The organism is Caldicoprobacter guelmensis (genome assembly GCF_016908415.1).
Classification (GTDB): domain Bacteria; phylum Bacillota; class Clostridia; order Caldicoprobacterales; family Caldicoprobacteraceae; genus Caldicoprobacter; species Caldicoprobacter guelmensis.
In genome coordinates this window covers 215,215-233,203 of the sequence record NZ_JAFBDW010000003.1, presented here as the reverse complement: position 1 = coordinate 233,203, position 17,989 = coordinate 215,215, and the positions used below count along the sequence as shown (strand labels likewise).

16 protein-coding genes and 1 riboswitch are annotated in these 17,989 nt (G+C 45.2%); of the genes, 9 read left to right on the top strand and 7 right to left on the bottom strand.

The features are described 5' to 3' along the window. Window positions 1–93: 93 nt before the first annotated feature. The 8 genes from JOD02_RS05500 (at window position 94) to JOD02_RS05465 (ending at window position 8,907) form a co-directional block, all read left to right on the top strand. Window positions 94–1,083 (top strand): biotin--[acetyl-CoA-carboxylase] ligase, encoded by a 990-nt coding sequence (locus JOD02_RS05500; protein WP_204487684.1) that lies wholly within the window; start codon window positions 94–96, stop codon window positions 1,081–1,083. After that, complete coding sequence (locus JOD02_RS05495) at window positions 1,076–1,999, top strand: P1 family peptidase (RefSeq protein WP_204487682.1); 924 nt, start codon at window positions 1,076–1,078, stop codon at window positions 1,997–1,999. Before JOD02_RS05500 ends, JOD02_RS05495 begins: the two co-directional genes overlap by 8 nt. Before the next feature lie 337 nt (window positions 2,000–2,336). Next, window positions 2,337–4,088 (top strand): ABC transporter ATP-binding protein, encoded by a 1,752-nt coding sequence (locus JOD02_RS05490; RefSeq protein WP_204487680.1) that lies wholly within the window; start codon window positions 2,337–2,339, stop codon window positions 4,086–4,088. A 2-nt stretch (window positions 4,089–4,090) separates the two neighbouring features. Beyond that, window positions 4,091–5,875 (top strand): ABC transporter ATP-binding protein, encoded by a 1,785-nt coding sequence (locus JOD02_RS05485; protein WP_204487678.1) that lies wholly within the window; start codon window positions 4,091–4,093, stop codon window positions 5,873–5,875. Between the two features lie 75 nt (window positions 5,876–5,950). Next, complete coding sequence (locus tag JOD02_RS05480; protein WP_204487676.1) at window positions 5,951–6,532, top strand: VanZ family protein; 582 nt, start codon at window positions 5,951–5,953, stop codon at window positions 6,530–6,532. Window positions 6,533–6,846: 314 nt separating this feature from the next. Further along, entirely contained in the window at window positions 6,847–7,119 is a 273-nt protein-coding gene (locus JOD02_RS05475) for a DUF3343 domain-containing protein (RefSeq protein ID WP_204487674.1), read from the top strand. 171 nt (window positions 7,120–7,290) lie between these two features. Next, on the top strand, window positions 7,291–7,887 hold the full coding sequence (locus JOD02_RS05470) for an ECF transporter S component (RefSeq protein WP_204487672.1): 597 nt from the start codon (window positions 7,291–7,293) through the stop codon (window positions 7,885–7,887). Between the two features lie 252 nt (window positions 7,888–8,139). Continuing rightward, entirely contained in the window at window positions 8,140–8,907 is a 768-nt protein-coding gene (locus tag JOD02_RS05465) for a type III pantothenate kinase (protein ID WP_204487670.1), read from the top strand. 110 nt (window positions 8,908–9,017) lie between these two features. Here the strand turns inward: JOD02_RS05465 and thiC are convergent, their stop codons facing one another. The 7 genes from thiC to JOD02_RS05430 form a co-directional block, all read right to left on the bottom strand. Further along, a complete protein-coding gene (gene thiC / locus JOD02_RS05460; protein WP_204487948.1) occupies window positions 9,018–10,319 on the bottom strand; it encodes a phosphomethylpyrimidine synthase ThiC in 1,302 nt (433 codons plus the stop codon). 337 nt (window positions 10,320–10,656) lie between these two features. Further along, entirely contained in the window at window positions 10,657–11,703 is a 1,047-nt protein-coding gene (locus JOD02_RS05455) for a thiamine phosphate synthase (RefSeq protein ID WP_204487669.1), read from the bottom strand. Further along, window positions 11,700–12,317 carry a sulfur carrier protein ThiS adenylyltransferase ThiF gene (gene thiF / locus JOD02_RS05450; RefSeq protein ID WP_204487668.1) on the bottom strand — a complete coding sequence of 206 codons (618 nt, stop codon included), beginning with the start codon at window positions 12,315–12,317 and terminating at the stop codon, window positions 11,700–11,702. Before thiF ends, JOD02_RS05455 begins: the two co-directional genes overlap by 4 nt. Before the next feature lie 161 nt (window positions 12,318–12,478). Beyond that, complete coding sequence (gene thiH / locus JOD02_RS05445) at window positions 12,479–13,582, bottom strand: 2-iminoacetate synthase ThiH (protein WP_204487667.1); 1,104 nt, start codon at window positions 13,580–13,582, stop codon at window positions 12,479–12,481. 89 nt (window positions 13,583–13,671) lie between these two features. Continuing rightward, window positions 13,672–14,439 carry a thiazole synthase gene (locus tag JOD02_RS05440; protein ID WP_204487666.1) on the bottom strand — a complete coding sequence of 256 codons (768 nt, stop codon included), beginning with the start codon at window positions 14,437–14,439 and terminating at the stop codon, window positions 13,672–13,674. A gap of 6 nt (window positions 14,440–14,445) precedes the next feature. After that, window positions 14,446–14,646 (bottom strand): sulfur carrier protein ThiS, encoded by a 201-nt coding sequence (gene thiS / locus JOD02_RS05435; protein ID WP_204487665.1) that lies wholly within the window; start codon window positions 14,644–14,646, stop codon window positions 14,446–14,448. 324 nt (window positions 14,647–14,970) lie between these two features. Further along, window positions 14,971–15,084, bottom strand: a riboswitch (TPP riboswitch). A gap of 130 nt (window positions 15,085–15,214) precedes the next feature. Next, window positions 15,215–16,042 (bottom strand): DegV family protein, encoded by an 828-nt coding sequence (locus tag JOD02_RS05430; RefSeq protein WP_204487663.1) that lies wholly within the window; start codon window positions 16,040–16,042, stop codon window positions 15,215–15,217. Between the two features lie 475 nt (window positions 16,043–16,517). On the opposite strand from JOD02_RS05430, the gene JOD02_RS05425 reads away from it, so the two are divergent. Then, window positions 16,518–17,873 (top strand): efflux RND transporter periplasmic adaptor subunit, encoded by a 1,356-nt coding sequence (locus JOD02_RS05425; RefSeq protein ID WP_204487662.1) that lies wholly within the window; start codon window positions 16,518–16,520, stop codon window positions 17,871–17,873. Window positions 17,874–17,989 lie beyond the last annotated feature (116 nt).

The window sequence follows — 17,989 nt, the reverse complement described above, 5'->3', positions numbered from 1 at the left end:
ATAATGAACAAAAGAAAAGTGGCTTATGAACATATATAACCTTAGAATAAGGATGTTTAACAGCATTTTTATATAAGAAGGGATGCTGCTGTTATGCGGGATGCGGTGCTCAATATGTTGCTTGATAATGTGGGCAACTTTGTTTCAGGTGAGGATATAAGCAGAAAACTGGGCATAACCCGGGCTGCTGTGTGGAAATACATAAGGCTTTTGCAAGGTCAAGGATATGTAATAGAATCATCCACCAAAAAGGGGTACTGCTTGAGGCAGATTCCCGATATCCTCGACAAAGTACTGATTGTTCACGGACTCAATACGTCTATTTTAGGCAAAAATATCGAGATACACTCTTCTATCGATTCCACCAATGCGCGGGCCAAAGAGCTGGCATTGAATGGGGCCTGTGAAGGAACGGTGGTCATTGCAGATGAACAGGTGCAAGGGCGAGGGAGGTTGGGACGAAGCTGGGTATCTCCACCCGGCAAAGGCATATGGATGTCAGTGATACTGAGGCCTCGCCTGTCCCCACAGGATGTCCCGCGAATAACCATTATGACGGCTGTCGCGGTGGCAGAGGCTTTAAAACGGTGTGCCCAGGTTGAGGTGGGTATCAAATGGCCCAATGATATAGTGTGTAGCGGGAAAAAGTTGTGCGGCATTTTAACTGAGGTGCACGCCGAACCCGAGGTTATACACTATGCCGTTGTGGGAATAGGGCTCAACGTCAATCTTTCAATTGAGGATTTTCCAGAGGATATAAGGAGCATGGCTACTTCCTTGAGGATAGAGAGGGGTAAAGAATTTCACCGTGTAGATATAATAAAGGCTATATTGCAGGAAATGGAAAAGGGTTACCTGCAGAAGCTGGACGGTGATGGCTTTGCTGAGCTTTTGAAGGAATATGAGAGGCGCTCGGTTATACTTAAAAGGCGAGTGCGTGTGATTGGCGTTGGTGGTGAGTTCTTAGGGTGTGCCGAAGGGTTTGGCGAGGATGGTTCTTTGATGCTTAGGTTGGACGACGGTAGTCTCCAAAGAATACTGGCGGGAGATGTGTCCATAAGGGGGGAGAATGGCTATGTATGATGGGAAAATTACCGACGTGCCCGGCATTGAGGTGGGGCATGCACAGGACTTTGATGCCAAAACGGGCTGTACAGTGGTCATAAGCAGGGAAGGGGCGATAGGCGGCGTAGACGTCCGGGGTTCAGCGCCTGGTACCAGGGAGACTGACCTTATGCGTCCCATGAATCTGGTGGAAAAAGTCCATGCCGTGGTGCTGTGCGGGGGGAGTGCCTTTGGCTTGGCTGCTGCCAGCGGCGTGATGAGGTATCTGGAGGAGCGAGGGATCGGGTTTGATGCTGGTGTGGCCAAAGTACCAATTGTGGCTGGCGCCGTGATATTTGATTTGGGGTATGGTGACTGGCGGGTACGTCCTGATGAAAACATGGGTTACCAGGCGTGTTTGAACGCCAGTGCCAGTGACGTGCCTCAAGGCAGCGTAGGGGCAGGGACGGGCGCCACTGTTGGGAAAATACTTGGAATGGAATGCTGTATGAAAGGAGGAGTCGGCACCTCAAGCATCAGATTGCCTGGAGGCATTGTGGTAGGAGCCATAGTGGTGGTAAACGCATTGGGGGACGTGGTGGATCCCAAAACCGGAAGAATACTGGCAGGTGCCCGTCACCCCAAAACAGGAGCGTTTATAGATACATGGAAATTCATAATAGAAGGCAATGCTTTAAAGAATGCGGTGTCGGGTAACACCACTATTGGAGTTGTGGCCACCAACGCTCGCCTTACAAAGGAACAGGCCAATAAGGTGGCTGCCATGGCCCACGATGGCCTGGCACTGGCCATAAGGCCTGTCCATACCATGCTGGATGGCGATACCCTATTTGCTCTGTCGACTGGCAAGTTTGAGTGTGACGTAAACGTCATAGGCATAGCAGCTGCTGAAGCGGTTGCCAGGGCTGTAGTCAATGCGGTGGAAAATGCTTAAGCCAATTTGAGCATGTTTTAAAGTAAAAGAGAGAAAATGGCTACAACGTGGGGTTAATGCATGTGTAATGGCAGTGAATGGTGGTATATGGGCGTATATGGTAGATTACCATGGCTTTTGCTTGTTGACGGTGTTGAAAATCTGGTATAAAAATATAGTATAAATTTGAGTTTGGCATATCAAGACACTTCGCTTTTCAGGCTCCTGTGTTTACGTCGTAGAATGATGTGAGGTTTTTTGAGGAAAAAATGATAATGAAAATCATAGCAAAAAGAATTAGAGAGCCTGAAAAAGGAGAAACGCTTTTAAATCATGGATAGGAGTGGGGGTAGTCCTGTTGGATATTTTAAAACGGATAATGGGTTATGCGTGGAGGTATAAGTGGCGGCTTATTGCTGCGACTGTTTTTTTATTGCTGGTCATCACGCTGAATATGGTGACTCCCTATCTTTCTAAAATACTGGTTGACGATGTAATAAGAGGCGGCAGACGTTCACTTCTGCTGCCAATTTTGTTGGCCCTTCTTGGGTGTTCGGTGTTTAAAGGCATATTGTTGTATATAAGGTCCTATTTATATGAAGACATGTCCCAAAAATGCCTGTATGACCTGCGCAATGCCATGTATACCCATCTTCAGGAGCTATCGTTTTCGTTTTATGATGACAACCGTATAGGTGAGCTCATGTCCAGGATGACAGGTGATATTGAAGGTATAAGGATGTTTTTGGTGGGCGGGTTGCCCATTTTACTGGAGAATGCCATATATTTTATTGGCACCTGCGTTATGTTGTTTTCCTTGAACGTTGAACTGGCACTGGTTACCCTGTTGATTTTGCCGTTTATCGGGTGGACGGCTTTTAGGCTTCACAAGGAGATCGGACCTGCCTACAGCGAGATACGCGAGCAACAGGCCAGCTTAAGTACGGCAGCTCAAGAGAATATCGCAGGGGTACGCGTAGTAAGGGCTTTTGCTCGTGAGAGTTACGAAATAGAGAAGTTTAAAAAGGAAAACCGGCTTAATATGGAAAAGAACATAAAAGCCAGCTTCATATGGTCTAAATATTTCCCCCTTATAGAGTTTTTGAGCGGCTTTTGCCTGGTTGCGTTGGTGGGTTACGGCGGCTGGATGGTAGCGGCTGGGCGTATTTCTCTGGGAACAGTTGTGGCTTTCAACGGTTATCTCTGGATGTTGATTTCACCGGTCAGGATGCTGGGCTGGATCGTCAATGTGATGAGCCAGGCTATAACTGCTGGGAAAAGGGTATTTAACGTGCTGGATACCGGATCATCCATCAAGGAGAAGGAGAATGCTTATTGTCCAAGCGAGTTCCGCGGGGATGTGGTGTTTGAGAATGTCTCGTTTTGCTATAAAGAACAGCCTGTGCTGTTTAACATAAACATAAATGCTCCGGCTGGGAAGACCATAGGCATCATGGGAGCCACTGGCGCAGGCAAGACATCTATTATAAACCTTATAGCCAGGTTTTACGATGTGACGGCAGGCAGGGTACTGGTGGATGGAGTGGATGTGCGCGACTGGAAGCTGAGCGCCTTAAGGAGCCAGATAGGCATAGTGATGCAGGACGTGTTCCTGTTTTCAGATACCGTTGAAGGGAACATACTCTACGGCAACCCCAATGCCACCAGAGAGCAGGTGATTGAAGCTGCCAAGATTGCAGGGGCCCATGACTTCATCATGGAGATGCCACAAGGCTATGATACCATCATAGGCGAGCGCGGTGTTGGATTATCAGGCGGCCAAAAGCAGAGGATTGCCATAGCCAGGGCCATCATCAAGAACCCCAAAATCCTCATTATGGACGACTGTACATCGGCTGTGGATATGGAGACCGAATACCAGATACAGCAGGCTCTGAAGAAAATCATGAAAGGACGTACTACCTTTATCATTGCTCACCGTATATCATCGGTACGCAATGCTGATGAGATAATATTCCTCGAAAATGGCAAGATTGTTGAAAGGGGTACGCATGAAGAGCTGCTAGCCAAAAAAGGTAGGTATTACGAACTGTATAGGCAGCAGTACAAGGACTTCGAGGAATTCCAGCTTAAAAGGCAGGTGATGTGACTATGCTGAGGCAGAGGATAATCGAGGACGAAGCGCTTGAAAAACCTTTTAATATGGAGCAGTTCAAGCGGCTGTTGAGCTATATGAAGCCCTACAAAAAGCAGGTCGGGATTACATTTTTGCTCATGGTCATAGCATCGGTATGCGGCCTTTTGGGACCGCTCATCCTTCAGATAGCCATTGATGATTACATGCTGCAAGGCAACTACCTTGGCCTCGCATTCATTACGCTGGCCTTCCTTGCAGTCAACTTCATAAGCATGGTATGCGTGCGCAAGAGGGTTAGGATTATGGTAGTGGTGGGGCAGGAGGTGCTCTTCAAGCTGCGACAAGACCTATTTAACCACATTCAGAAGCTGTCGTTTACCTTTTACGACAGCAGGCCGGCCGGCAAGATACTGGTGCGCATTATAAACGATGTAAATTCGTTAAGTGACCTTTTAACCAACGGAATTATAAACGTCGTGACAGATGCTTTCACTCTGGTTGTGGCGCTAATTTTTATGTTTTCCATGCATTTTAAATTGGCATTGATATCCATGTTTACCGTACCTCTCATGACTTTGGTAATAGTGCTGCTTAAAAAGGTGATAAGGCTTAGGTGGCAGACGGTCCGCAGGAAGGTATCCAACATGAACGCATATCTTCATGAAAGCCTTGCGGGTATGCGGGTGACCCAGGCTTTTGTACGTGAGCCTGAGACGCGGCAGGTCTATCGTCAGCTGAGCAGGGACATATACTCATCCTGGATGAGCGCCATAAAGGCCAATAACCTGTTTTGGCCTTCTATTGAGTGGATAGCAGCTATAGGCACGTTTTTAATTTACTGGTTTGGCATGAAATTTCTGGATCAGGGCACGGTAACGGTTGGTATCCTGGTGGCCTTCACAGGGTATGTATGGCGCTTCTGGCAGCCCTTAAATAACCTGTGTAATTTCTACAACTCGCTGCTTATGGCCATGGCTTCTACCGAGCGCATATTTGAGCTGTTGGATATTAAGCCAGATATCACCGATAAGAAGGGAGCTATAGAGCTTCCGCCTATTAAGGGTGAGGTGCGCTTTGACCACGTCACCTTCTATTATGAGCCTGAAAAGCCGGTACTTCAAGATGTGAGCTTTACTGTAAAACCGGGTGAGACCATTGCCCTGGTAGGTCCTACGGGTGCAGGCAAGACCACCATTGTAAGCCTCATCAGCCGGTTTTATGACCCCGTGGAAGGCCGCGTGCTTATAGATGGAATAGACATTCGCGATGTGACGCTGTATTCGCTGCGCAGACAGATGGGGATCATGCTGCAGGAGCCCTTCATTTTCTCGGGGACAATTATGGATAATATCAGGTATGGGCGATTGGATGCCACTGATGAAGAGGTCATAGAAGCGGCCAAGATAGTTCATGCCCACGAGTTTATAAAGGACATGGAGGATGGATATTACACGCAGGTGCGGGAGCGGGGTTCACGCCTTTCGCAGGGGCAGAAGCAGCTTATCTCGTTTGCTCGGGCGCTTCTGGCTGACCCCAGGATACTCATCCTTGATGAGGCCACATCAAGCGTAGATACGCGTACCGAGATGCTGATCCAGGAGGGGCTTAAGGAGCTTCTCAAAGGAAGAACTTCGTTTGTAATAGCTCACAGGCTGTCAACCATACGCAATGCCGACCGCATCATGGTGATAGACCACGGCAGGATAATAGAGTGCGGCAATCACGAAGAGCTGCTCAAAAAGCGGGGAGTGTATTACAACCTGTATAAGGCCCAGTATAAGTTTTTGCAGGCTATGTGATGGTGGGTGAACAGCCATTGTTTGTGAGTTCAGACACAAACAATGGCTGTGTCTTTTTTTAAGGAGGGAAGGAAAATGCTGAAAGTTAATGTGTTTGTTTTAGTTGGATTTTTGGTATATTTCTTTTATATGTTTATAAATTTTAAAAAGTTCTCATTAAGTTATCATATGATTTTGTTTACTTTTCTAGTTTACACATTTGTGTTAATTGGAATCACTCTTTTTCCAATACCCATACAACCCCAAGCAATAGAAATGTTAAGAGAAATTCATATTACAAATAATTATATACCCTTTAAATCGATAATTGGTAATATAGTTGAAGCTACTCATTGGATTGTATGGTTTAAAATGATAATTGGAAACGTACTGCTGTTTATGCCTCTAGGCTTTTATCTACCTCTTATAGTAAAAAAACATATGAATGCTCGGAAGGTGATTATTATTGGATTTTGTGTTTCACTTTGTATTGAAGTAATGCAGATGTTTATATCTTTATTAATTAACTGCAGATATAAAGCATTTGATGTTGATGATTTGCTTTTGAACACTGCAGGAACTGTTCTCGGTTTTATAATTTTTAAATTATTATACTATGTATTGCATGACTGTTTGAAATGGGATATAAGCAGGTATATTGAGTTCAAAAAGAGTTAGTGGTATTTGTGATAGTAATAGATTCAGTATATGTAAGTATTATACTGGAACATATCGGGTATCAGAAGAATATATTAATAAGGGAACGTTATTTAAGCCTGTGTGACTTTGCCACGGGCTTTTATTGTCTTTTCTGTATATGGCGATATAGAAAAATGGAAAATGAAAATTGGGTCAGAAGGACAGTGGTAACCTAGATATTTATTGTGGGAAAATGTCAAATTATAGGGCAAAAGCTATATTCGTAATAGATGTGCGGTATTTTTTGGGTAAAGAATTTGTCAACGGTTATTGTGAAATAAGGAGGAGAAGTTATGAGCTATATAGAGGAGTATGGGCTTATAGCCTTAAGCTCAAGGCAGCATGCCATTCACCTGAGCGATATATTAAAAACAGCCGGTTGTCCGGTTCAACTGGTATCAACTCCAAGGGAGATATCGTTAGGTTGTGGTTTATCTATCAAGTTTCCAATAAATTTGACGCCTAAGATTATGCAGGTATATGAGAGATACCAATATCCAGTTACAGGGTTTTATCACATCAAACGCAGGGGAAATAGAATGCAAATAGTGAGGATTGCTCATTGACGGTTTTGTAAACAGCGCGAAGAAATTTTTTCTTGTGTTTTACCCACGATTCTGCTAAAATATTACCCATAAAAAGCCGGTATCTCTCGTAGAGCCGGACTTATATGTTCAACTCTATGAGGCAAGATACCGTCAGGTATCCAAATCTGGAACTTGAACGGAGGTGTTTTTATGAAGTTCACTACCCGCAGGCTAGTTGTTACAGGTATGCTGGCCGCAATATCCATCATTTTGGGACTTACACCTATCGGTTTTATTCCCCTTCCCTTCAGCCCTACCAGGGCCACCATCATGCACATCCCCGTCATTATCGGTTCAATTGTAGAAGGCCCCCTCGTTGGCCTTATAATAGGCCTGATATTTGGCGGATTTAGCATGTACCAGGCCGCTACTATGGCTTCTAGTCCCGTACAGTTTGTGTTTTTGGACCCATTGGTAGCTATCGTGCCGCGCATGCTGATTGCCATCACCGCTTATTATACTTACAAAGGCATTAAGGTGGTGTTAAAGAAAGATTCTAAGGCTGTAGTGGCGGGTATGGTGGCAGCAGCGGTGGGGACGCTTACCAATACGGTGGGGGTGCTGCTCACAATCTATCTAAGGCACGGGGTGGAATTTGCGGAAAAGCTCAATGTGGCGCCCGAGGCAGTTGGCGGGGTATTAATGGGGATTGCGGTGACTCACGGCATTCCGGAAATTATTGTAGCAGTAGTCATTGTGACTGCGGTGCTGCAGGCCTTGCAGCGGATTTACAGGAAAGTGTATTGACTTAATACGGGCGGGGTTTTCCTGCCCGTATTTGTGTTCTAGTGTATCTATTTATTTGGGCTTTTAAAAAACTTTTTTGATTTTTATTGTAGTTGTTTGGTTCTAAGGAACCTCATAGTGAGAAATAAAAAAAGGGCTTGACTGAAGCAGTCGTTGTGGTACCCTTACTTATTGAGTTAGATGATGTTTTGAAAAGGATTTTTCGACACCTCTGTAATGAGTTTTTGAATGTGAAAAAGGAGTGTGGATGATATGCTTTTGGTAATGGACATAGGGAACACTAATATTGTGGTGGGCGTGTACAATGGTAAGAAGTTGCTTGGTCACTGGAGGTTGGCTTCGGATAGGGATAAGTCTGCCGATGAGTTTGGCATGATAATATTAAACTTATTGCAGTACAATGGCCTTTCTTCAAAGGAAATTAATGCCATTGCCATTTCTTCGGTGGTGCCTCCAATGATGTTTGCTATAGAGGAGATGTGCCGTAAGTATTTTAATATAAAACCTTTGGTAGTAGGCCCGGGGATAAAGACGGGAATTAATATCCGCTACGAGAATCCCAAAGAGGTAGGGGCAGACAGGATTGTAAATGCCGTGGCGGCCTACGAGCTATACGGTGGGCCCATTATAGTGGTGGATTTTGGCACGGCCACAACCTTTTGTGCCATTTCTGATAAAGGCGAGTACCTGGGAGGGTGCATCGCACCGGGTATCACCATCTCCACCGAGGCCCTGTACCAAAGGACGGCCAAGCTGCCCAAGGTTGAGCTTGTCAAGCCACCGCAGGTCATATGTAAGAATACCATAAGCAGCATACAGGCCGGTATAATATACGGCTACGTGGGGCAGGTGGACTATATCGTAAGGCGGATGAAGAAGGAGCTGGGGCGTGAGGATGCAAAGGTGATCGCCACCGGAGGTTTGGCTCACATCATAGCCGAGGAATCCGAGACCATAGAGGAAATTGCACCTTTGCTCACTCTTGAAGGATTGAGGATCATATACGAGAGGAACCTGTGATGTCTTTATCACAGATTTAGCATAGGATATGTTGGAAGAGGAAAGGATGTTTTTTGAGACTAAGCCAGCTGTTTTTGATTGTCACAATGTGCGAGGAAAAGGAGAGGACGTTAAATCAATGTTACGTCCTCTCCTTTTAATATCCTGTTCATGTTTCGTACGGCGCACATCTTGCCGCACATGGTACAAGTGTCTTCATACTCAGGTGTTGATTCCAAACGGTATCTTCTAGGTCTTTCGCTGTCTATAGCTAATTCAAACATACCTTTCCAGTCTAGATTTCGACGCGCCTGGCTCATCTTATCGTCCCATTCCTTTGCGCCCTTTATGCCCTTGGCGATGTCGGCAGCATGGGCTGCTATCTTTGCAGCTATGATGCCTTCTTTCATATCCTCAAGTGTTGGCAACCTTAGGTGTTCCGCAGGGGTTACGTAACACAGAAAGTCTGCACCGCTGGCTGCGGCTATGGCTCCACCTATGGCACTGGTGATGTGGTCATATCCCGGCGCTATGTCAGTCACTATGGGACCCAGTACATAGAACGGCGCACCATGACACAGCTTTTTGGCCAGCAGGACATTGGCGGCAATCTCGTTTAAAGGCATGTGACCAGGACCTTCTATCATGACCTGGACGTTCTTTTCCCACGCTCTCTTTGTCAGCTCACCAAGAACTATCAGTTCCTCTATTTGTGATGCGTCGGTGGAATCGTGTATGCTTCCGGGTCTGAAGGCATCTCCCAGGCTTATGGTCACGTCGTATTTTGCAAATATGTCAAGTACATCGTCAAAGTATTCATAAAAAGGGTTTTCGTTGCCGGTAAGCTGCATCCACGAGAATATGATGGCTCCGCCTCGGGAGACGATGTTGGTGAGACGGGGATTGTTTTTAAAGCGGCGCACGGTGTCCCTGTTTACTCCTGCATGTATGGTCATGAAATCCACGCCGTCTTGGGCGTGCATTTCCACTATGTCTATAAATTCCTGCGCCGTTATATCGCCTATGTCCTTGTCATAATATCCTACAGCATCGTATATGGGTACCGTGCCTATCATGACGGGGGAGATCTCTATAAGCTTTTGCCTGAACTGCCGCGTTTTGCCGTAGGAGCTTAAATCCATGATGGATTCGGCTTTAAGCTCTATGGCCTTTTTTGCCTTTTCAATTTCAGCATTAAAATCGAAACAGTCACGGGAAATACCGATGTTGACGTTTATCTTTGTGCGCAGACCTTGGCCTATGCCTTCAGGGTTGAGGCTTTTGTGGTTTTTATTGGCGGGAATTACCACCTTGCCGCAGGCTATTAGTTCCATTATCTCATTGGCAGTTTTTCCTTCCTTTTGTGCTACTATTTCCATCTCTCTTGTGATGATGCCCTTTTTGGCAGCATCCATTTGTGTGGCATATTCCATCATAACCCATCTCCTTTTTTTATTTTTGTGGTTTGGGAAAAACTCATTTTTATTATCTAAACCATGTACGATATACGTAGCGTTTCAGCCCGTTCGACGGCTTTGTGCCGTCTTATAAGCCTTAATGGTTATCGAACAAACGCTTATTGGACGAATCCAGTAAATTGCTATCAAGGTAAAATGTTTATTCATGTTTAACTGTTTTGTATAGCCAACAACAGAGGCTATTTGGAAGCCAAATTTAATGAAAAAGATTAGATTATTTCTTGGCTTGATATCTGCAAGCATGTACAGGTGAAGTGCGCATGGGGTCTTTTAAGCTTATGCACCTTTGATTTTACCAGGTCAGACGCCTTCTAATGGATTCAATCTTGGCTTTTATATCGTCAGCCCCTACGATTTCGGTTACCATGGCTATGCACTTTGCTCCCGCTCTTTTGACTTCGAGAACGTTATGCTCCTTTATGCCGCCAATGGCCACAAAGGGTATGTCGATATTTTGTGCCACATATTCAAGATATTCAAGCCCTACCGGCTGGCATACGTCCTTCTTTGTAAATGTCCTATATATAGGACCGACGCCTATATAATCGGCTCCGCCGGCTACCGCTTTTTGGGCTTGTTCCGGGGAATGGGTGGACACCCCTATGATCATCCTTTCGCCCACTAGCTCTCTCACCTTTTCGACCGGTAGGTCGTCCTGGCCTATGTGTACACCGTCTGCACCTACCATCAAGGCCAGGTCGACGTGGTCGTTGACTATGAAAGTGACGCCGGCTTTTTGGGTCATCTCGCGTATTTGGAGGCATTCCCTGTATTTATCGATGAGCTTTTTGTCCTTTTCGCGGTACTGGATTATCTTTATCCCCGCTTCTATCATCTGAGCAACTACCTCTATGTTGGTCCTGCCACGGGAATATTCCTCGGCTGTGATGCAGTATATGTCGGTATCCAGCTTCTTTCTCTTTTTCAGTGCCCAGTCGGCCTCTATATATTCCTTTTCGAGGGTATAACACTCAAACCTTAACCTTTCGTATAGCTTTGAAAGCTGGTATTTGCCCACTAGTTTCAAGTTTTCCTCGATGACCCTTAGGGCTTCCTGGCACCTCTTAAAATTGGCGGAAATCATATCAAATAGGGTACTTCTGCCATCAACGTTGAGGCTACCGGATACCAGCAGGCCAATGTCGTCCGATGCATCTCGCTCTGAAATGCACTGTGGCAGGTACTCCGCCAAATTCTTTCTTATTTCGTGCCTCAACTTCTTGAGCTTTTCAGTCAAGCTGGCGTTGCTGTAGTAAAACCTGGCTATGTCCTCTAAAACCCTTATTCCCTCAGATGCCCTGTTGATGTTGGCGTCGATGATCCTGAAAAGGTCATTCACAGATTTCTCCCTCCTAGAATAAACTCCAGTACCGTATCTGCCTGTTTAGCTGCTGCTATGTTGACCCTGGGCGACAGTGGAGGAGCGTCTTTATCTACTTCTGAGTGCATATCCCCTACTATATACAGGGTGGAGTGAACCTTTTTTATCTTGATGTCATCGCTGTTGCCCCAGCCGGCCAGCCCTGAGGCTGCCACTACCAGTTTGCCGCTTGAACCGTAATGCTCCACTATCATCTTTTTGCAGTAAGGGTTGTCAAAGGCTTCAATGATGATGTCACAGTCATCAAATATTTCATGGATGTTCTCATGCGTAATCTTTTCCTGCAGCGTTTCTATCTCCACGTCTGGATTAATCCTCTGCAAGTTTAATTTAAGGGCTTCCACTTTGGGCATTCCTACCTGGTCGTAAAAGTAAAACTGCCTGTTCAAGTTAGAGAGCTCCACCTTGTCAAAGTCAACTATTTTGATCTTCTTTACTCCGCTTCTTACCAGGTTTAAGGCGCAGTTGGAGCCTAACCCCCCTGCACCGGCTATCCCTACCTTGATTTTCTGGAGCTTTTGAAGGTTTGCAGGGCCAATATATTTTACCAAGGCTTCTTCAAATTCATTCACGGCTGTACGACCATCCTTTCATGGGTATATTAAAATCAGATTTGCCTTTACAGCGTTGTTGAACTTAAACTCGATATCGGGATGGTACAGAGTTTTAGCAATTATCTTTATTGTCTGTCTTGTTAACACTACGAGTTTTGCTATGCTGAATAGGAACCTTTTTATATCGCCTGCCAGTCTTTGAATACCGGCTGAAATCCTTTGCTGTACAGCATATCCCTTATCTGCACCACACTCCTGGTGTCGGCTATGTCGAACTGACCATCACCTTTGTCCTCTATAGCATGACCGCCTACCTGGGTGGAAGAACCCGCTGAAAGCCTGGTGACTCCCAAGCCTATCAGGTTATCCCTGAGCTGTGGTCTTTCCCTGGTGGAGATGGTGATGCCGGCCCTTGGCAAAAACAGCCTTATGGCCAGCATGATTTGAACCAGGTCCTTGTCGCTAACAGTAAACTTGGGTGCAAAGTTCCCAAAGTGTGGCCTCAGGCGCGGTAGGGATACGCTTATCTCGACGTCAGGGTACTTATCCTGGAGATAGCTGGCATGCAATCCGGTGAAAAATGCATCTTTATGCCAGTCATTCAGGCCCAACAGAGCGCCTATGTTGACGCTGCGCATGGAAGCTATGCATGCTCTTTCGGGTGCATCCAGCCTGTATCTGTAATCCCTCTTGGGGCCTTTGATGTGCACTTCCATATACACTTCTTGGTCGTATGTCTCCTGGTACAGTGTGAGGCCATCAACTCCTGCTTCTATGAGCTCGGCGTACTCGGCGGTATCCAGAGGATACACCTCTATCGAGATGGAACTGAAGTAGTCCCTTAAAACCTTCACGCAATCCTTTATGTATGAGACCGGTGTATGCTTTCGGGACTCGCCAGTTAAAATGAGTATGTGTTTAAGCCCGGTGGAGGCTATGGCTTGGGCCTCCTTTCTCACCTCGTCCAGTGAAAGCTTTTTTCGAGCTATCTTATTTTTGCAGTTAAAGCCGCAGTAGGCACACTGGTTAACGCAATAATTGGAAAGGTAAAGGGGGGTATATAGGAGGATGGCTCTTCCAAAGTTCTTAAGTGTAAGCTGCCTTGCTTTGATAGCCATGGGTTCCAGGTATTCCTTGGCTTTGTCTGATAACAGGGCTAAAAAGTCAAGGGCATTAAGCTTTTCCTTGCTGAGTATTTTCATTATTTGGCTGTCGGTGACGCTGCTTAAAAAGTCGTTAAAATCGAAGCCCTTGTATTTGAGATACACGTCGTAAAAGCTCATATGCCTGCACCTCGGTTTCAACATAGTGGTTGTAAGGATTTTATTTCGGAGAGTTATAAGAGCCCATGTTCTAACATCTCAATCAAATTCTATCGTAGAAATCCAGTCAGAGGCGAAGAAGCTTCAGCAAATTCCTTAACTGCCCCCATCCCCGCCAGATAAGCCATTCTACCGCCTTTGACTGCTAGTGCAAACGCCTCAGCCATGGCGACCGGGTCATCAGCGGTGGCTATGGCGGTGTTGACCAGCACTGCTGCAGCGCCCAGCTCCATTGCTTCAGCGGCATGGGACGGCCGCCCCAAGCCGGCGTCCACTATCACGGGGAGGTCGATCTCGTCGATCATGATCTTTATGAGTTCCCGGGCTTTCAGCCCCTTGTTTGTACCAATTGGAGCGCCAAGGGGCATGACTGCCGCAGCACCCGCGTCCCTCAGCCTTCGTGCGGCTATTAAATCAGGGCTCATGTAGGGAAGGACTATGAAGCCTTCTTTTGCCAGTATTTCGGTGGCCTTTATGGTCTCGTAGTTGTCGGGGAGCAGGTATTTGTTGTCGTTGATCACTTCGATTTTTATCCAGTTGCTGCCGCAGGCTGCTCTTGCTATCCTTGCTATGCGCACCGCTTCTTCGGCATTTCTCGCTCCTGATGTGTTGGGCATTATGATACACCCTTTGGGTATGTAGTTGAGCATGTTTTCCTCAGGATAATCCAGGTTTATCCTCCTCAATGCAACGGTAACCACCTGTGCCCCCGAACGCTCTATCACCTGGGGGATAACCTTATGTGAATGGAACTTTCCTGTGCCTATGAAAAGCCTGCTGGAAAGCTCATGTCCAGCTATGACCAGTTTGTCATCCATGATGTATCAGCCTCCTCCAACGAATCTTAAAATTTCCAGGTTATCGTTTTCTTGCAGCACTATGTTCGGCCATTCTTCTGTTTTGACTATCCTATAGTTGTGCTCAACCACCACTTTTTGAGGGTCAAGGCCTTTGAGTTTTAAAAAGTCATATAGGCTCATCCCTTTGCTTACCGTGGTTTTTTGGCCATTTACTGTTATTATCATTTTATTCCTCCTCTCTCAAAAATTGGGTAAACTGTGCAACAAGAGTAAAATAACCCTGCCTTGTGATTTTAGAACTTTCTTTACGGTAAGTTAATTATATTTGTGTGTATGCCTCCTTTTGTTTGCAGGTTATTATATGTTTGCCTTATCGGCGACTCAAAGGCATTGGTTTGCTATTCTGCAGCCAAAGCCATCCTGTTTATCAAGTGTTTTATAAAATCTCATTTGAAATTTTAAGTTACGCGTGTTAACAGGGGGGAAAGGAGAGAGGGGCATTGAACTGAAAAAGCCTACCCCATAGGGTAGGCTTTTTGTCGAGGTGATTTATCCTCCACAACGCTTCCCTACGGTGGTACTAACCACATCAGGTTCGAAGGGTTAAGAGCAAGCTTTCTAAGCATGCCCTTTCTCAGCCTTTCGGCACCCCTAGCGTTGTTAGTCATCTATTCAGTTTTGAATAATTATACAACAAATGTTAGGGGATGTAAAGGACATTTTTTGGCTTTTTGGCACATATGGTGGTTTTAAGTTTCAGGACAACAAATATTCTACAACTGTTTTTTAAGGTTCAATACACATAACACACACCTAAAGCTTCCGGTCCAAGATGTGAACCGATTACAGGACCTATCTCTTGAATGTTAATTATGGCGTGGGGGTACCTCTCTTTAAGGATGGATTTTAGCTCATGAGCCTCTTTTAGGGCAAAAATCTGGCATATATTAATTATCGATACTTTTTTCGGTATATCCTCTATGATCTTTTCCATCGCTTTTTTCTTTCCACGGACTTTTGCTATAGCTTCTAATTTGCCGTCTATTAAAGCTATGATGGGTTTTACGTTTAAAAAAGAGCCTATTACCGCCTGAGCATTGGTAAGACGCCCGCCTCTTTTTAAATACTCAAGAGTCCCCACCGTTAGGCGGATTCCCATTCTCGTTTTTTGCTCTTCAATTTTTTCAACAATTTGACTTCTTGAAAACCCTTGTTTAACTAAATTTATAGCCATTTCCGTTAAAACCCGCAAATTGGCGACTGTAGTTTGGCTGTCAATGATGGAGATTTTGTCGCTGCCAATGAGATTTGCTGCGGTATTTGCGCTGTTGTATGTGCCGCTCAACTTAGAAGAGATGGTGAGGGCAATGACCTCCTTTCCCTTTTTTAAAGCAGACTCAAAGACCTCCTTAAAATCCCCGACTGATGGTTGAGACGTGGTGGGGAAATCAGAAGACCGGGCTAAACGAGAGAAAAAATCCTGAAACTCGCCTGGGAACCCCTCTTTTTCAGTTTTCCCTTCAAAACTGTAATATAAGGGAACGACGCTCATATCATGCTGCCTGACAAATTCTTTATCTATATAAGCAGTGCTGTCGGTGACAATATGAATTTGGTTCAAAGAGATCAACCCCTTTTCAAAAATAATTGTGTTAAGATTATAATACCAGATAATAATACCAGGTATAAATATATAATTTTTCTAAATACGTTTTTCAAGAACTAAATGGCAGTACTAAGTACAATACTTTTTGTGCAAAAGTAAAGTATGTATGTACCAATTTTTCCTTTTAATATTGTAAAACCTTAGTTCTCAAATCAAGGGTGCAGATTTTCAAGCATAGTTGGAATAATGCTCTTTTAGTGAAACTATTTAAGGATTTTCACAGCAGAAGAAAGAATGATTTTCTACGAATTGCCCCAAAAATGTGATAAAATATTTTCTATAATTGGGACTTACAAAATAGTCTAGAAATACTAAAGAAGTTCTGATATACATTTGGATGGTAATTTGTAAGGACCAACAGCATGATTTGCCTTTAAGGTGACATGTATGGATATAATAGATATAGCTTATCAGTGAAAGGGGTATAGGCATGAAAATAAGGGGCATCAAATTGGTTGTATGCTTGTTGGCATTAACTCTTTTAGCAGTATTTGTATCAGGCTGTTCAGCGCTTGGAGGCCTTAGCAAAGAGCCGCAGGGTGAGCAGCAGACGGCTGAATCGCAAAAAGTGCCGGTTGAAGTGGCAACCGCTGGTGTGGATGCCATTCAAAATGAAAAAGAGTTTTCAGGAATTTTAAAGCCCATAAATGAAGCTATGGTCATCCCCCAGATACCGGCCAAGGTATCCAAGGTACATGTGAAAGTGGGGCAGCAGGTAAAAGAGGGGGATGTGCTTATAGAGCTGGAGGCCGGCGATGTTGAAAGGCAAATTGCTCAGGCACAGGCGGCATATGAGGCCTCAAAAGCTTCGGTGGAACTGTCAAAAAGGAAGCTGCAAGACCTTGAGTCCCAGAAGAACAGGCTTCAAGCTGAAATTGGTAAGTTAGATAAGCAGATTGAGGGGCTTACTAAGTCGCTGAATGAGGCCAGGCAGGCCATTGAACCGGAGATTGCTAAACTTCAAGAGATGCGCCAAAAAGGCGTCATTTCAGATGAGCAGTTTGAGGAACAGAAGGCTAGGCTAGAGGAGCAGCTAAAAACGCTGCAGGATGGATTGGATAAGCTGCTTCAACAAAAAGCGGCGTTGGAGAAGAGCAAATTGGAGCTGGAAAGCGCTATAAAGTCCCTGCCATATGACAGCAACACGCTGGACGCACAGCTCAATCAAGCCAAGGTTGCTCTGGATACTGCCAAAAGCGCGGCCGATAAGCTGAAGCTCTTCTCGCCAATAGATGGTGTGGTAAGCAGCTTAAGCGTACAGCCTGGTCAGATGGCTACACAGACATCACCACCGGTTACTGTTATAGATACGAGTGCTTTGGTACTTGATATACGCTTATCCGAATTTGATGTAGCGAAGGTACAGCCGGGGCAAAGGGTGAAGGTATATGTCGAAGCAATGGGTTCTCAACCGGTAGAAGGCGTGATTGAGTGGGTGAGTCCATCTACCGATCTCAGGAGTCAGGCTTACCCGGCAAGGATAAAGGTTGAAAATGTTTCTGGCAAGTTGCGTCCTGGCATGTTTGCAAGGGTTATCTTGGTGCTAGACAGGAAAGATAACGTGGTGGTGGTGCCAAAGCGGTCAATTATAAGGCAGGGGGATCATGCCTATGTTTTCGTAATTAAAGGTAAGGCAGTGGAGAGAAGAGAGGTAAAGGTTGGCATGGACGATGGTGAGAGGGTAGAGATAATTTCAGGCCTACAAAGTGGTGAGCAGGTGGTTGTGAAGGGGCAGGCCTATCTAAAGGAAGGGCAGGAAGTAAATGTTGTGAGGCAAGAGGGGTGAAAAGATAGGTTAAAGGGTGTTAAAAAAGAATTTTCTAATAAGCAAGATAACAGAAGCGCCGTTATAGCGCAGTCGGTGTAGAACAAGTGTATTGCAGGTTCAAAATGTGACCAATG

Bases quoted from the DNA above. Each gene is read 5' to 3' on its own strand.
- thiC (WP_204487948.1), bottom strand. From the start codon at position 10,319: ATGGAATATGCCACACAAATGGATGCTGCCAAAAAGGGCATCATCACA.
- JOD02_RS05495 (WP_204487682.1), top strand. From the start codon at position 1,076: ATGTATGATGGGAAAATTACCGACGTGCCCGGCATTGAGGTGGGGCAT.
- JOD02_RS05500 (WP_204487684.1), top strand. From the start codon at position 94: ATGCGGGATGCGGTGCTCAATATGTTGCTTGATAATGTGGGCAACTTT.
- JOD02_RS05480 (WP_204487676.1), top strand. From the start codon at position 5,951: ATGCTGAAAGTTAATGTGTTTGTTTTAGTTGGATTTTTGGTATATTTC.
- JOD02_RS05425 (WP_204487662.1), top strand. From the start codon at position 16,518: ATGAAAATAAGGGGCATCAAATTGGTTGTATGCTTGTTGGCATTAACT.
- thiH (WP_204487667.1), bottom strand. From the start codon at position 13,582: ATGAGCTTTTACGACGTGTATCTCAAATACAAGGGCTTCGATTTTAAC.
- JOD02_RS05470 (WP_204487672.1), top strand. From the start codon at position 7,291: ATGAAGTTCACTACCCGCAGGCTAGTTGTTACAGGTATGCTGGCCGCA.
- thiS (WP_204487665.1), bottom strand. From the start codon at position 14,646: ATGATAATAACAGTAAATGGCCAAAAAACCACGGTAAGCAAAGGGATG.
- JOD02_RS05475 (WP_204487674.1), top strand. From the start codon at position 6,847: ATGAGCTATATAGAGGAGTATGGGCTTATAGCCTTAAGCTCAAGGCAG.
- JOD02_RS05440 (WP_204487666.1), bottom strand. From the start codon at position 14,439: ATGGATGACAAACTGGTCATAGCTGGACATGAGCTTTCCAGCAGGCTT.
- JOD02_RS05485 (WP_204487678.1), top strand. From the start codon at position 4,091: ATGCTGAGGCAGAGGATAATCGAGGACGAAGCGCTTGAAAAACCTTTT.
- JOD02_RS05465 (WP_204487670.1), top strand. From the start codon at position 8,140: ATGCTTTTGGTAATGGACATAGGGAACACTAATATTGTGGTGGGCGTG.